The sequence below is a fragment of the Aliirhizobium wenxiniae genome (assembly GCF_019511445.1).
In the GTDB taxonomy this organism is placed as follows: domain Bacteria; phylum Pseudomonadota; class Alphaproteobacteria; order Rhizobiales; family Rhizobiaceae; genus Neorhizobium; species Neorhizobium wenxiniae_A.
Genome location: NZ_JAEUAN010000005.1, coordinates 260,866 through 275,534, shown reverse-complemented (window position 1 = coordinate 275,534; position 14,669 = coordinate 260,866). Strand labels below are relative to the sequence as shown.

Annotated in this window: 10 protein-coding genes and 3 tRNA genes; 6 read left to right on the top strand and 7 right to left on the bottom strand. The window is 58.9% G+C overall.

The window, feature by feature from the left end; translation table 11 throughout:
• Positions 1 to 74 precede the first annotated feature (74 nt).
• The 6 genes from JNB91_RS08890 to JNB91_RS08865 all read right to left on the bottom strand — a co-directional run bounded on the left by JNB91_RS08890 (position 75) and on the right by JNB91_RS08865 (position 3,783).
• Positions 75 to 1,265 carry an NADH-quinone oxidoreductase subunit D gene (locus JNB91_RS08890; RefSeq protein WP_220325140.1) on the bottom strand — a complete coding sequence of 397 codons (1,191 nt, stop codon included), beginning with the start codon at positions 1,263 to 1,265 and terminating at the stop codon, positions 75 to 77.
• A gap of 75 nt (positions 1,266 to 1,340) precedes the next feature.
• Positions 1,341 to 1,958, bottom strand: coding sequence for an NADH-quinone oxidoreductase subunit C (locus JNB91_RS08885; RefSeq protein WP_220325139.1), 618 nt, complete (start codon positions 1,956 to 1,958; stop codon positions 1,341 to 1,343).
• A 14-nt stretch (positions 1,959 to 1,972) separates the two neighbouring features.
• On the bottom strand, positions 1,973 to 2,557 hold the full coding sequence (locus JNB91_RS08880; protein WP_220325138.1) for a NuoB/complex I 20 kDa subunit family protein: 585 nt from the start codon (positions 2,555 to 2,557) through the stop codon (positions 1,973 to 1,975).
• The gene (locus tag JNB91_RS08875) at positions 2,548 to 2,913 is read right to left on the bottom strand and encodes an NADH-quinone oxidoreductase subunit A (RefSeq protein ID WP_220325137.1); all 366 of its coding nucleotides are present in this window, start codon (positions 2,911 to 2,913) and stop codon (positions 2,548 to 2,550) included. Before JNB91_RS08875 ends, JNB91_RS08880 begins: the two co-directional genes overlap by 10 nt.
• A 658-nt stretch (positions 2,914 to 3,571) precedes the next feature.
• A tRNA-Asp gene (locus tag JNB91_RS08870) sits at positions 3,572 to 3,648 on the bottom strand.
• 58 nt (positions 3,649 to 3,706) lie between these two features.
• Positions 3,707 to 3,783, bottom strand: a tRNA-Asp gene (locus JNB91_RS08865).
• 272 nt (positions 3,784 to 4,055) lie between these two features.
• On the opposite strand from JNB91_RS08865, the gene JNB91_RS08860 reads away from it, so the two are divergent.
• From JNB91_RS08860 to JNB91_RS08835, 6 genes are all read left to right on the top strand, one after another.
• Positions 4,056 to 4,131, top strand: a tRNA-Val gene (locus tag JNB91_RS08860).
• A gap of 300 nt (positions 4,132 to 4,431) precedes the next feature.
• Entirely contained in the window at positions 4,432 to 6,138 is a 1,707-nt protein-coding gene (locus JNB91_RS08855) for a type I secretion system permease/ATPase (protein ID WP_220325136.1), read from the top strand.
• Positions 6,138 to 7,448, top strand: coding sequence for an HlyD family type I secretion periplasmic adaptor subunit (locus tag JNB91_RS08850; RefSeq protein ID WP_220325135.1), 1,311 nt, complete (start codon positions 6,138 to 6,140; stop codon positions 7,446 to 7,448). Before JNB91_RS08855 ends, JNB91_RS08850 begins: the two co-directional genes overlap by 1 nt.
• A 495-nt stretch (positions 7,449 to 7,943) precedes the next feature.
• Positions 7,944 to 9,368 (top strand): phosphomannomutase, encoded by a 1,425-nt coding sequence (locus JNB91_RS08845; protein ID WP_220325134.1) that lies wholly within the window; start codon positions 7,944 to 7,946, stop codon positions 9,366 to 9,368.
• Between the two features lie 46 nt (positions 9,369 to 9,414).
• Positions 9,415 to 10,842 (top strand): mannose-1-phosphate guanylyltransferase/mannose-6-phosphate isomerase, encoded by a 1,428-nt coding sequence (locus JNB91_RS08840; protein ID WP_220325133.1) that lies wholly within the window; start codon positions 9,415 to 9,417, stop codon positions 10,840 to 10,842.
• A 115-nt stretch (positions 10,843 to 10,957) separates the two neighbouring features.
• Positions 10,958 to 12,265: a UDP-glucose dehydrogenase family protein gene (locus JNB91_RS08835; protein WP_220325132.1), complete on the top strand. Its 1,308-nt coding sequence runs from the start codon at positions 10,958 to 10,960 to the stop codon at positions 12,263 to 12,265.
• 100 nt (positions 12,266 to 12,365) lie between these two features.
• Here JNB91_RS08835 and katG read toward each other — a convergent pair whose 3' ends face one another.
• Positions 12,366 to 14,555: a catalase/peroxidase HPI gene (gene katG / locus JNB91_RS08830; RefSeq protein ID WP_220325131.1), complete on the bottom strand. Its 2,190-nt coding sequence runs from the start codon at positions 14,553 to 14,555 to the stop codon at positions 12,366 to 12,368.
• Positions 14,556 to 14,669: the final 114 nt, after the last annotated feature.

Here is a 14,669-nt window from a genome sequence, read left to right as displayed (position 1 = left end):
CTTATCAGTTATTTGGACAGCCCGCGCCGAGTGTTCGCGGACATTGGCAGACATCGTGACGTCAAAGCGGGCCATTAGCGGTCCACCTCGCCGAAAACGATGTCGAGCGAGCCGAGGACTGCAGAGATATCGGCCAGCTGGTGGCCCTTGCTGAGGAAGTCCATGGCCTGGAGATGAGCAAAGCCCGGTGCGCGCAGCTTGCAGCGATAGGGCTTGTTGGTGCCGTCGGCGACGATATAGACGCCAAATTCGCCCTTCGGCGCCTCGACCGCGGCATAGGCTTCGCCCGCCGGCACGTGATAGCCTTCGGTATAGAGCTTGAAGTGGTGGATCAGCGCTTCCATCGAGCGCTTCATCTCACCGCGCTTCGGCGGAACGACCTTGCCATCGGTGGACGAGACCGGTCCGGTCTTCGCATCACCGAGCAGGCGCTCGACACATTGTTTCATGATGCGAACCGACTGGCGCATCTCGTTCATGCGAATGAGATAGCGGTCATAACAGTCGCCGTTCTTGCCGATCGGGATATCGAAATCCATTTCGGAATAACATTCGTAAGGCTGCGCCTTGCGCAGATCCCAGGCAGCGCCCGAACCACGGACCATGACGCCCGAAAAACCCCAGGCCCAGGCGTCTTCCAGCTTGACCACGCCGATATCGACGTTGCGCTGCTTGAAGATGCGGTTGTCGGTGAGCATGCCCTCGATATCATCGAGAACCTTGAGGAACGGATCGCACCAGGCGCCGATATCTTCCACCAGCTCCGGCGGGAGGTCCTGGTGGACGCCACCGGGACGGAAATAGGCGGCATGAAGGCGAGCGCCCGAGGCGCGCTCATAAAATACCATCAGCTTTTCGCGTTCCTCGAAGCCCCAGACCGGCGGCGTCATGGCACCGACGTCCATGGCCTGGGTCGTGACGTTCATCACATGCGAGAGGATGCGGCCGATTTCGGAATAAAGAACACGGATCAGCTGGCCGCGGATCGGGATCTGGATGTTCAGGAGCTTCTCGACCGCGAGCGAATAAGCGTGCTCCTGGTTCATCGGGGCTACGTAATCGAGCCGGTCGAGATAGGGCAGCGCCTGGAGATAGGTCTTCGTCTCCATCAGCTTTTCGGTGCCGCGATGCAGAAGGCCGACATGCGGATCGACCCGCTCGACGATTTCACCGTCCAATTCCAGGACCAGGCGCAGAACGCCGTGCGCGGAGGGGTGCTCCGGGCCGAAGTTGATCGTAAAATTGCGGACGTTATGCTCAGTCATACCGCTTGCTCCATGCCGGACAGCGCTTGCGGCTGCGGCGGGAAAAGGATTGGGCCGTCGCGAAAATGCGCCGGCTTAGGCTTTGGCTTTGTCGTCGGCTTTCTCGTCGCCGGGAAGCACGTATTCGGGCCCTTCCCAGGGAGACAAGAAGTCAAAGTTTCGAAATTCCTGGCGCAGTTCCACGGGCTCGTAGACAACGCGCTTGATAGCGTCGTCGTAACGGACCTCAACGAAACCGGTGACCGGAAAATCCTTGCGCAGCGGGTGACCTTCGAAACCGTAATCGGTCAGAAGGCGGCGCAGGTCCGGATGGCCGGAAAAGGCGATCCCATAGAGATCCCAAGCCTCGCGCTCATACCATTCAGCGCCGGCATAGACAGCCGTTGCAGAAGGAACAGCATCGTCCTCGCCGGTCGCGAGCTTGACGCGTATGCGCAGGTTCTGGCGTGGCGACAGGAGGTGATAGACGACATCGAAGCGCTTTTCGCGCGCCGGCCAGTCGACACCACAGATATCGGTGAAGGAGACGAAACCGCATTTGGGATCGTCACGCAGGAAAGTCAGAAGCTCGATGATGCCCTGAGCCTCGGTGATGACCGTCAGCTCGCCATTGGCGATGATCGCTTCCGAAATGAGTGCCGGCTTTGCCTCCGAAAGATATGCGGAAAGCTCGGTCAAGCGTTCGATTGTCATAAGCCCCTCCCCGCCTAGCGCTCGATCGTGCCGGTGCGGCGGATCTTCTTTTGCAGCAGAAGCACGCCGTAAAGCAGCGCTTCTGCCGTGGGAGGACAGCCCGGTACATATATGTCTACGGGGACGACACGGTCACAGCCGCGCACCACCGAATAGGAATAGTGGTAATATCCGCCGCCATTGGCGCAGGAGCCCATGGAGATGACATAACGCGGCTCGGGCATCTGGTCATAGACCTTGCGCAGCGCGGGAGCCATCTTGTTGGTCAGCGTGCCGGCAACGATCATAACGTCGGACTGGCGCGGTGAGGCACGCGGCGCGACACCGAAGCGCTCAAGATCATAACGCGGGCCGGAGACCTGCATCAGGCCTTCAACGGCACAACAGGCCAGACCGAACTGCATCCACATGAGCGAACCGGTGCGCGCCCATGTGATCAGGTCCTGCGTGGAGGTGACGAGAAACCCCTTGTCGGCCAGTTCGTCATTGACTTCACCGAAGAAGGCATCATCACTGCCGACCGGCTTGCCGGTCTTGGGGTCGAGAATGCCTTTCGGCTGAGGCGCAACGAGGGTGCTGCCGCTATCGACTACTCCCATTCCAGGGCTCCCTTCTTCCACTCATAGACAAATCCTACCGTAAGCACGGCAAGAAACACCATCATCGACCAGAAACCGAACCAGCCCATATCTCCAAACGAGACAGCCCAAGGGAAAAGGAAGGCGACTTCCAGATCGAAGATAATGAAAAGAATCGATACGAGGTAGAATCGAATATCGAACTTCATGCGCGCGTCATCGAATGCATTGAACCCGCATTCGAAAGCCGAAAGCTTCTCCGAATCCGGAGCCTTATAGGCGACAGCAAACGGCGCGATCAAAAGCGCCAGGCCGATGACCAAGGAGATTCCGATGAATATCGCGATCGGGATGTAAGACGCGAGAAGTTCATTCATGATTCCAACCCCTGCCTGCAATAAGCGCCGAGTGGCGCATTTTTAGTCAATGCGCGGCAAGCGAACGTGCATTGCAACAAGCCGTGACTATCGCAGCAACGTTTCCCACGCAAGTGCTTTAACAAGGCACCCCACACGCATAGAGGTGTGAAATACGACAAAACGTCGCAGAGGGCGCGGAAAAGCCTGAAACGATTGAAAAACGGCGAGACTATTGCAGCCAGAGTATCGCGAATAATTATTAACAGGAGCAAAAAACTCAACGTTTGCAGCGGATTTGCCTTTTGCCAATTCCGCAGGCGACAAACCCGCCCTGCGACGTTTGTACACAGCAGAACAGGCAGCAGAAAACAATCTTTTCGGTTGCAAAGCACACCGAAAACACAGGCAAATACAGCATCGCGAACCGACGCACTCACGCATTGCGGGAAAACCACGCAACGACCGTGAACATAGCCGACTTGAATAGGAAACACCCGGTAGAAATGCCACCGATCACGCAATTGCGAACAGCACCCCTCCCCTTGCGAAGGATCGGCGCACGGCAATCAGCACAGAATACGTAGGGACCTCTGCGACCGAACAAACAGGAGGAAGACCACATTGATCGCGATGCCGCTTCAGGCGGCACGAACGGCATCAATGGAGGAGAATAAGATGGCGCGAGTGACGGGGCTCGAACCCGCGACCTCCGGCGTGACAGGCCGGCACTCTAACCGACTGAGCTACACCCGCGCATTTGCCTTTTACGGCGGATCAATCGGGGTCAACCGATCAATCAGTGAGAGAAGAATGGCGCGAGTGACGGGGCTCGAACCCGCGACCTCCGGCGTGACAGGCCGGCACTCTAACCGACTGAGCTACACCCGCACTTTCTTCAAGAAACTTTCCTCCGAGGAGGGAAACCTCTTGGCCGGGCGACCTCAATCGCTCGGTTGGCGGCTGTCTAAGAGGTTCGGGATCGGGTGTCAAGCAGGTTTCAAGACAAAAGAATGACGCTTTCAATGTTTTATCCACAGACGCTCTTTTTTGAGGGATAGCGACAAAAAATTCAAAAAAACATCACGAAGGCTCTTGCGGTTTTTTTCCGATCCGCATAGATCACGGCCACCGACGCGGCGGACATGATCCGGTCTCGCGAAGGGCGATTAGCTCAGTTGGTAGAGCGCCTCGTTTACACCGAGGATGTCGGGAGTTCGAGTCTCTCATCGCCCACCATTTCCCCTTGAAATTCCACTTATTATCTTCCGGCCTTCTTCTGCCTACCTGGAATACGTTTCCGCAGTCTGCAGAGCAGCATTTCTGCTTATCTCCAGCCCTGCATGCGCGTTGCGATCGGATCGAGCGCGAGGAAGAAGCCCTAAACCCGGCCGGCCAAAGCCCTGACAGGCAGGTTTCGCGAGCGATATTATCCAGCAGTGCAAGATTTCGCACGGCCAGGAAACGTTCACCAATTGTGAACCCCACCCTCCTAGCCTAGCTCCTCACCCTCGGCATTTCGCGCGCAGGAGGTCGTACTTGGCGACGACAAAAGGGAAACCTTCGATCCGATCCGCACTTTCCGCCACCAAGGAAGCATTTACAGGTATCGCGATATTGAGCGCCGTCAGCAATGTGCTGATGCTGGTCAGTCCGATCTTCATGATGCAGGTCTATGACCGGGTTCTGACGAGCCACAGCATTCCGACCCTTGCGGCGCTTTCCATGTTGGCGGCCGGGATTTACGCGGCGCTCGGCATCATCGAAATCCTCCGCTCCAAGATCCTACTTCAGATCGGCCGACGATTCGACGAGACGCTGAGCCAGCCTGCAATCATGGCCACATTGACCGCACTACCGGCAGGACGGGAGGGAGGATCACCGGCACCACTTCGCGATCTAGACCAGATCAGGCAGTTCATGGGCAGTCCAGGACCGATAGCCATTGCCGACCTGCCATGGATACCGTTCTTCATCGGCCTGCTTTATCTATTCCATCCGCTGTTTGGGCTGGCCGTCATCGGCGGCGCAGTCATTCTTCTCAGCCTCACCTTTTGCAGCGAGATCCTGCTGCGCGCACCGAGCAAGCGGGCGGCGCAGATGCTCGCGAACCGATGGGAGCTTGCAGACGCGAGCCGCCGCAACACGGACACGATAAAGGCGATGGGGATGCAGGGCGCCTATGCCAAGCGCATCCAGGATGCTCATGACCTTTATACGCAGGAAGGGCTGCGCAGCGGCAATCTGACGGCGACATTCAACGGGATCGCCAAGATTTTCCGACTCGCTCTCCAATCCGGCATCCTGGCGCTCGGGGCACTTCTGGTTATAGACCAGCTGACATCGGCCGGCGTGATCATTGCCGCTTCCGTACTGACCGCCAAGGCGCTCGCTCCAATCGAGATGGCAACCGGGCAATGGCGCAATTTCATCGCCGCCCGGCAATCGGCGAAACGGCTGCGCGAGACGCTAGACCTCATGCCGCCGGAAACCGCAGAGATGCAGTTGTCGGCGCCGTGCCGCTCTCTCTCCATCGCTGGCCTTGCCGTCAGCCCACCGAATGGCGACGCGCCCATCGTTCAAAATGTCTCGGCCAGTCTGTTTGCAGGTCAGGCCGTCGGCGTCATCGGCCCAAGTGGCAGCGGGAAATCCACCCTCGGCCGCGCACTCGTTGGCGCATGGCCTGTCGCAAAAGGCACAATCCGCCTGGATGGAGCAGAGCTTACACAATGGAAGAGCGACGAGCTCGGCGCCTCGATCGGATATCTGCCGCAGACCGTCGAACTTTTTGCCGGGAGCGTTGCCGAGAATATCGGACGCTTCTCGATTTCCGCGACATCGGAAAAGATTGTCGAAGCAGCCAGGCTTGCGAATGTCCATGACCTCATCCTTTCGCTGCCGAACGGCTATGATACGCAGGTCGGTGCAGGCGGCGGCACGCTTTCAGGCGGACAACGCCAGCGTATCGGACTGGCGCGCGCACTCTACGGCAATCCGTTTCTCGTCGTACTCGACGAGCCGAATTCCAATCTTGATGCCGACGGCGAGGAAGCACTGACATCCGCAATCAACAGCGCCCGCCAAAAGGGAGCGATCGTCGTGGTGATTGCCCACCGCGCCAACATGCTGAAAGTCGTCGACCACCTTATCGTCATTAACAACGGTGCAATGACCGCATTCGGACCCCGTGACGCAATCTTGAGCGCGCTCAAGACCAAGCCGGATGAGGCGCGGAGGACGGGATGATGAGAACGCATTTGGAAAGCCCCGCCAACAGGGCGATCAGACGCTACATGCTGCTTGCCGGCGTGACGATTGGCGTACTCGTGGTCGGCGCAGGCGGCTGGGCGGCGACGATGAATATCAGCTCCGCGGTGATCGGTAGCGGCATTGTCGGTGTCGAGGGCAATACGAAGAAGATCCAGCATGGACGAGGCGGCATCGTCAGGGAAATTCGCGTCGGCAATGGTGCGACGGTTCGCGTCGGCGACATCCTGCTGCGCCTTGATGGCGTTGAGGCCAGCACCAGCCTTTCTGCAACATCCAGAGAAATGGAGCAGCTTGATGCAAAACGGCTGCGGCTGATCGCCGAGCGCGACGGAGGAACGGAGCTGATCGACCCGATGCAGCTGATGACCCGGCTGAACGACACGCAATTCATCGCTGACCTGAAATCGGAGACTTCACTGTTTGAGGCAAGACGCGAGCAGATTGAAGCGAAGACGGCGCAACTGAAGGAACAGATCGCCCAGGTCGAGCAGCAACGGGACGGCACGCGCCAGAAGCTGGCGGCGAACGCGGAAGAAACCGCATGGAGCAGCCAGCAGGCACAGAGACTGGACAACCTTGCCAAGAACGGTCTCGTGCAGTTTTCCCGGCTGGCAGATTCCAAGCGCATCGTGGCGCAGTTGAGCGGCGAGCGCAGCCAGCTTCTTTCCGATGAAGCAACGGCGGAAAAACGGATTGCGGAAATCAAGCTGCAGATTGCGCAACTGCAGAAGGATCGCCGGGCGGAGGTCCTTACCGATCTGGTCGATACGGAAGGCCGGCTTGCCAAGCTCAAACAGCAGCGGCTGGCGCTTGAGGACCAGATCGCTCATCTCGACATTCGCGCTCCGGTCGACGGCATTGTCCACCAGTTGGCAACACATACGATCGGCGGGTTTCTGAGCCCCGGTGAGACGGCCATGAATCTCGTTCCAACCAGCGGCATGCTGACCGTCGAGATGCGGATCAAGCCGACCGACGTGGACCAGGTTTCTATCGGACAGGCGGCAAGGCTGCGCTTTTCGGCGTTCAACCAGAGAAATACACCCGAGATCGAAGGCCGGGTGGAGAACCTCTCGCCGGATGTCAGCGTCAATGAGCAGACGGGCGAAACATGGTATTCCGCCCGGATCGCGATCCCGGCGCAAGAACGGGCGAAACTTGGCGACCTAGCACTGATCCCCGGCATGCCGGTGGAAGCCTATATAAAGTCTGAACCGCGAACCGCGCTTGCTTATCTGATGAAACCGATCAGCGACCAGATGGAAAGGGCAATGCGGGAAAACTGAAGCTTAGACTATGAGGCAGGCCGCGACCTTTTCGGCCGATCACCAGCAAGCTCCAGATGGCGGCAACCCGTGACGCAAGACGATAGAACCCAGCGCAGGCCTTATCTGCTTCCGCACATTTACCCGAAAGATAAAACCTGAAGTCAATTGTAAAACCTCACAATATATTCCACATAAAAATAAAATTCTCCACCGACAAACCAAACAATACATCGACAAGTACTCTAAATTCGAACACGCCGAAAATAGAATTCATCAAAAATGCAGAAAAAACCATACTACATCACTGCATCCAGAAGATAACCCTTGTCTAAACAAGGTTCCATCATGCATAACATCATAATACCGTGGTGGCGTGTTGGCTTCGGCACACTTCAAAGGTCTGCGTTCCGTCGCAAAGCCGCAGGGTTCGAACGTTAGATTTTTTGCTGAAAAACAGGCGAGACCCGAGTGTATCGTCTAGTATGTAGGGCTTTGCAACCTAATGGATTTTCGATGAAATTCGGCACGAGCGGACTGAGAGGCCTGGTTACCGATCTCGAAGGTCGCGCATCAGCACTTTATGCGCAAGCATTTGCACTGCATCTGATCAGAAGCGGCCTGGCAAAGGCCGGAGATCCCATTCTGATCGGACGCGACTTTCGCCCATCCAGTCCATCCATCGCTGCAACCTGTATCGGAGCGCTTCAGCGCGCGGGGCTTCACCCGCTCGATTGCGGAGCCTTGCCGACACCGGCTCTTGCGCTTTACGGCCTCGATATCGGCGCAGCGTCCCTTATGATTACCGGGTCACATATTCCAGCCGATCGTAACGGCATCAAATTCTACCGCGCGGACGGCGAGATCGACAAGCAGGACGAAGTGGAGATCTCGGCTATCGCTGCCGAACTGGCTGATACCGATATCGATGCGACACCCGGCACGGCACCGGATAAAAGCGATGCCGCGAATGCGTTGTTTGCCGCGCGCGTCTTGTCCATCCTGCCCGCCGGCGCGCTCACTGGGCTGAAGATCGGCGTCTATCAGCATTCGACTGTCGCACGCGATCTGCTGGTCGAGGCGATTCGGCATTATGGTGCCGAGGTGGTTGAACTCGGGTTTTCGGAGGATTTCATTCCGGTCGATACCGAAGCGGTTTCACCCGAGACGGTCACATCACTGCGCCAATGGGTTCGCGAATATGGCTTGGACGCCATCGTTTCGGCCGATGGCGACGGAGACCGCCCTCTCCTTTCCGATGAAAAGGGCGAACCGGTGCGCGGCGACCTGCTCGGACTGATCTCATCGCTTTTCCTCGGTGCGGACGTGGTCGTGACGCCGGTCACCTCCAATTCCGGGATCGAGGAGAATGGTACGTTCGAGGTGGTTCGCACGCGGGTTGGCTCCCCCTTCGTCATTGCCGGCATGAGCGAGGCTCTGGCTGCGGGACGCGAGAAAGTCATGGGGTTCGAGGCCAATGGCGGCCTGCTGACGGCCTCCACCTTTTCACTGCCGGGCGGATCGATCCGACCGCTGCCGACACGCGACAGCTTTCTTCCAATCCTCGCCCCTCTCTGGCTTGCCGCGCAAAAGAAACGCCGGCTTTCGCAACTGGCGCAAGATTTTCGCATGCCGGTTGCCATGGCAGACAGGCTGGAAAATTTTCCGATCGAAACGAGTGCGGCACTGATGGCCGATCTCAGGCAGTCGGACGAGAACCTCAAGACCTTTCTGTCGCCGATCGGCATTGTTGCCAGGAAAAGCGATATTGACGGTTTGAGGGTCACTCTCGAGGACGGCCGCGTCATCCATCTGCGTCCATCGGGCAATGCGCCGGAGATGCGCTGTTATGTCGAGGCGGCAACCGAAGCGGCAGCTGCGACACTTCTTGATAATGGCCTGGCGCTGATCCGGCGCTTTGCAACCGAACGCAATATCTAAAGACAATTCCGGCACTGAACACAGAACGGTACAAGGCGGGGCAAGCATGACTGACAAGATCATTCCGGTAATCATGGCGGGTGGCAAGGGAACACGTTTGTGGCCGCTGTCGCGTGCAAGCGCGCCAAAGCAGTTCATCCAGTTCACCGATGATCTCAGCCTGTTCCAGAAGACGCTGGAGCGCATTTCCGACAGCAGCCTCTACGAAGCGCCGGTCGTGATCACCAACGAGGATTTCCGCTTTCTCGTTGCCGAGCAGGCACGCGAACTGGGCGTGAAGCTTTCAGGCGTGCTGCTGGAGCCGACTGCGCGCAATACGGCACCGGCCGTCGCGGCTGCGGCCGCCTTCGTGATGAAGAAATTCGGCGACGACGCCATCATCCAGGTTCTGGCCTCCGATCATGAGATCGTTTCCGGTGAGAGCTATCAGGAAGCGATCGATATCGCCTTCAAGACGGCAAAGGCCGGCAAGCTCGTGACCTTCGGTATCATGCCGACCGAGCCGGCAACCGGTTACGGTTATATCGAAGTCGGCAAGGATCTTGGCGACGGCGCCAAGGCTGTAAAGCGCTTCGTGGAGAAGCCGGATGCGGATAAGGCAGCGGCTATGCTCGATGCCGGCGGCTTCCTGTGGAACTCGGGCATTTTCATGTTCGGCGTTGCCCAGGTGATGTCGGAAATGAAGAAATACGCGCCTGCGGTCGCCGATGCGGCCACGGCATCCGTCGCCAAGGCGCAGAACGATCTCGATTTCGTCCGGCTCGATGCTGACGCTTTCGGCAAGGCGACCGATATTTCCATCGATTACGCGATCATGGAAAAGACCGCCAATGCCGCAGTCGTCCCCTCCTCTTTCTCCTGGTCGGACATGGGAAGCTGGGATGCTGTGTGGAAGCTCGGCAAGCAAGACACCGAGGGCAATGTCGCGCTCGGCAATGCCACTGTCGTCAACACCCGCAATTCGCTCGTCATGTCCCGTACCAGCCATCTGGCGGTGCAGGGCCTTGACGGTGTTGCTGTCATTGCCAGCGAAGACGCCGTCTATGTCGGCAAGCTCGACGAGAGCCAGAGCGTCGGGTCGCTGGTCAAGCTGCTCGGATCCGCCAAGGGCACCGCAGCCCTGACCCAGACCCATCCGACATCCTATCGTCCCTGGGGCGGATACACGTCGATCCTCAACGGCGACCGTTTCCAAGTGAAGCGGCTTTTCGTCACGCCGGGCAAAAAGCTGTCACTGCAAAAGCACCATCACCGCTCCGAACACTGGATCTGCGTCAAGGGCACAGCGGAAGTCACGGTCGGCGACGAGATCAAGATCGTGCGCGAAAACGAGTCCGTCTACATCCCGCAGGGCGAAGTCCATCGTCTGGCCAATCCCGGCAAGATCATGCTGGAAATGATCGAGGTACAGACCGGTTCCTATCTCGGGGAAGACGACATCATCCGCATTGTCGACGAGTTCGGACGAGGATAATAGCTGCTCTAACGAAGAACGTAGCCGATACTTATGTTGGCGGCTGCGGTGTCATCGGTCTGTTGGCGCAAGGCCTTATCGATCGATAGACGCTATTGAATAGGAAGGCAGTCATATGCGCATCGTAATGGTTGGCTCGGGTTATGTCGGGCTGGTGTCTGGGGCGTGCTTTGCCGATTTCGGTCACAAGGTGATCTGTGTCGACAAGGCGGAAGAGAAGATCGAGGCGCTGAAAAAAGGCGTTATCCCGATCTTCGAGCCGGGCCTCGATGCGCTGGTCGAAACCAACGTCAAGGCAGGCCGCCTCTCCTTCACCACCGAGCTTGCACCGGCCGTTGCCGAGGCCGATGTCGTGTTCATCGCCGTCGGCACGCCATCGCGTCGTGGTGATGGCCATGCCGATCTCGGTTATGTCTATGCGGCCGCCAAGGAAATCGCCGAGGCGATGAAGGGCTTTACCGTTGTCGTCACCAAGTCGACCGTGCCGGTCGGCACCGGCGACGAAGTGGAACGGATCATTCGCGAGAGCAACCCCGACGCCGACTTCGCCGTTGTGTCGAACCCGGAATTCCTGCGTGAAGGGGCGGCGATCGAGGACTTCAAGCGGCCGGACCGCATCGTCGTCGGCATTTCCGACGAACGTGCCCGCCCCGTGATGAACGAGGTCTATCGGCCGCTCTATCTCAATCAGGCGCCGATCCTCTACACCAGCCGTCGCACGTCCGAGCTGATCAAGTATGCGGCCAACGCCTTCCTCGCCATGAAGATCACCTTCATCAATGAGATCGCCGATCTGTGCGAGCGGGTTGGTGCCGATGTGCAGGACGTGTCGCGCGGCATCGGCCTCGATGGCCGTATCGGCGCAAAATTCCTGCATGCGGGTCCCGGCTATGGCGGCTCCTGCTTCCCGAAGGATACGCTGGCGCTCGCCAAGACCGCGCAGGACTATGATAGCCCGGTTCGCCTGATCGAGACGACGATCGCCGTCAACGACAACCGCAAGCGGGCCATGGGCCGCAAGGTGATTGCGGCGGCGGGCGGCGACGTGCGCGGCAAGAAGGTTGCGATCTTCGGTCTGACCTTCAAGCCGAATACCGACGACATGCGGGATTCACCGGCGATCGCCATCGTGCAGACGCTGAAGGATGCCGGTGCGATCGTTGCCGGGTACGATCCGGAAGGCATGGACAATGCACGTCAGATGATGGAGATCGATTTTGTTGCCGATCCCTACGAGGCAGCGGACGGTGCGGATGTGGCGGTTCTGGTCACCGAATGGAATGAGTTCCGCGCGCTCGATCTCGACCGGCTGAAGACGATCATGGCGACGCCGGTGTTTGTCGATCTGCGCAATGTCTACCGTGCGCATGAGGTAGAGCCGCATGGGTTTACCTATCACAGCATCGGCAAGAACAACGCCTGACAGGTCTGGACCAGCCGCCAGTTTAGCGCTGGCGGCCGATCCGACTTTTCTCACGGAGAAGCATTCCGGGTGAGGCATCCCACCCGGAATACATAGTCAATCACGCCAGATCGAAACGATCCGCGTTCATGACCTTGACCCATGCGCTGACAAAGTCCCTGACAAACTTTTCCTTCGCGTCGGACTGGGCATAAACTTCCGCGATCGCCCGAAGCTGCGAGTGCGAACCGAAGATCAGGTCGACGCGCGTGCCGGTCCACTTCAGGTCATTCGAATGGCGATCACGCCCTTCGTAGACGCCGGTCTCGCCTGCCTTCGGCGACCAGACCGTTCCCATATCCAGCAGGTTGACGAAGAAGTCGTTCGTCAGGGTCTCCGGCTTGTCGGTGAAGACACCATGCTCAGGCGCACCAGCCTTCAATACGCGTAGACCAGCAAGCAGCACCGTCATCTGCGGTGCGGTGAGCGTCAGCAATTGCGCGCGATCCACCAGGGCTTCCTCGGCTTTGAGGAACTGATGACGCTTGGCGTTGACGTAGTTTCTGAAGGCATCGGCTCGCGGCTCGAGAGCAGCGAAAGAGGCCGTATCGGTCTGTTCCTGTGAAGCATCGGCGCGGCCCGGCGTGACCGGAACGACGATACTGTGGCCTGCGGCCTTCGCAGCCTTTTCCACGCCGGCAGCGCCTGCCAGCACGATCAGGTCGGCCAGCGAAATCTTCTTGCCGGCCGTGTTGGCTGCGTTGAAGCCCTGCTGGATGTTTTCCAGCGCACCGAGCACCTTGGCGAGCTGTTCCGGCTGGTTGGCTTCCCAGTTTTTCTGCGGCTCCAGACGGATACGGGCGCCGTTGGCACCGCCGCGCTTGTCCGAACCGCGGAAGCTCGAAGCCGAGGCCCAGGCGGTCGAGACGAGTTCCTGGACCGAAAGTCCGGTCGCCAGTACCTTTTCCTTGAGTGCCGCAATATCCGCATCATCGACCAGCGGGTGGTCGACGGCCGGAATGACATCCTGCCAGATCAGGTCTTCGGCCGGCACTTCCGGACCGAGATACCGGACCTTCGGCCCCATATCGCGATGCGTGAGCTTGAACCAGGCGCGGGCGAAGGCGTCGGCGAACTCGGCCGGGTTTTCCAGGAAACGGCGCGAGATCTTTTCATAGATCGGGTCGAAGCGCAGCGCGAGGTCGGAGGTCAGCATGGTCGGGCGATGCTTCTTTGCGCCGTCGAAAGCATCCGGCACGGAGGCGTCCGCATCCTTGGCCACCCACTGATGCGCACCGGCCGGGCTCTTGGTCAGCTCCCATTCGAAACCGAAGAGGTTTTCGAAGAAGTAGTTGCTCCACTGGGTCGGCGTCTGCGACCAGGTTACTTCGAGGCCGCTGCCGATCGCGTCGGTACCAACGCCGGTATTGAACTTGCTCGACCAGCCGAGGCCTTGCGCTTCCAACTCGCCGCCTTCCGGATCGATGCCGACAAAGGACGCGTCGCCGGCACCATGGGTCTTGCCGAAAGTGTGGCCGCCGGCAATCAGCGCGACGGTTTCTTCGTCATTCATCGCCATGCGGGCGAAGGTATCACGGATATCGCGGGCAGAGGCGAGAGGATCGGGATTGCCGTTCGGGCCTTCCGGATTGACGTAGATGAGGCCCATCTGCACGGCGCCGAGTGGCTCGGCCAACTCACGTTCGCCGCTGTAGCGCTCGTCGCCCAGCCAGGTGCCTTCCGGTCCCCAGTACAGCTCTTCCGGCTCCCATACATCAGCACGGCCTCCGGCAAAACCGAAGGTCTTGAAGCCCATCGATTCGAGAGCGACATTGCCGGTCAGGATCATCAGGTCGGCCCAGGAAATCTTGTTGCCGTATTTCTGCTTGATCGGCCAGAGGAGGCGGCGCGCCTTGTCGAGGTTGACGTTGTCGGGCCAGCTGTTGAGCGGGGCAAAACGCTGCTGGCCCATGCCGGCACCGCCGCGGCCGTCGGTGATGCGGTAGGTGCCGGCCGAGTGCCAGGCCATGCGGATGAAGAGACCGCCGTAATGGCCGAAATCGGCCGGCCACCAATCCTGGCTGTCGGTCATCAGCGCATGGAGGTCCTGCTTCAGCGCCTGAAGATCAAGCGCCTTGAACTCCTCGGCATAATCGAAGGACTTGCCCATCGGATCGGCAAGCGAAGAGTGGGTGTGAAGGATCTGAACATTCAGGTGGTTCGGCCACCAGTCGCGGTTGGACCGTCCGCGCGGCGTGTTGCCGTGGGCGACAGGACACTTACCGCTGTTCTCGCTAGACTTGGCATCCATGACTATCTCCTTCCAGTCGTTGTTATCGATGACGGAAGCCGGGACCTGACAGGTTTCCCATAAGCTTCCCTGATTGGGTTTCGTGAGGTTAAGCTGGTGCAGATCCTCTCATGG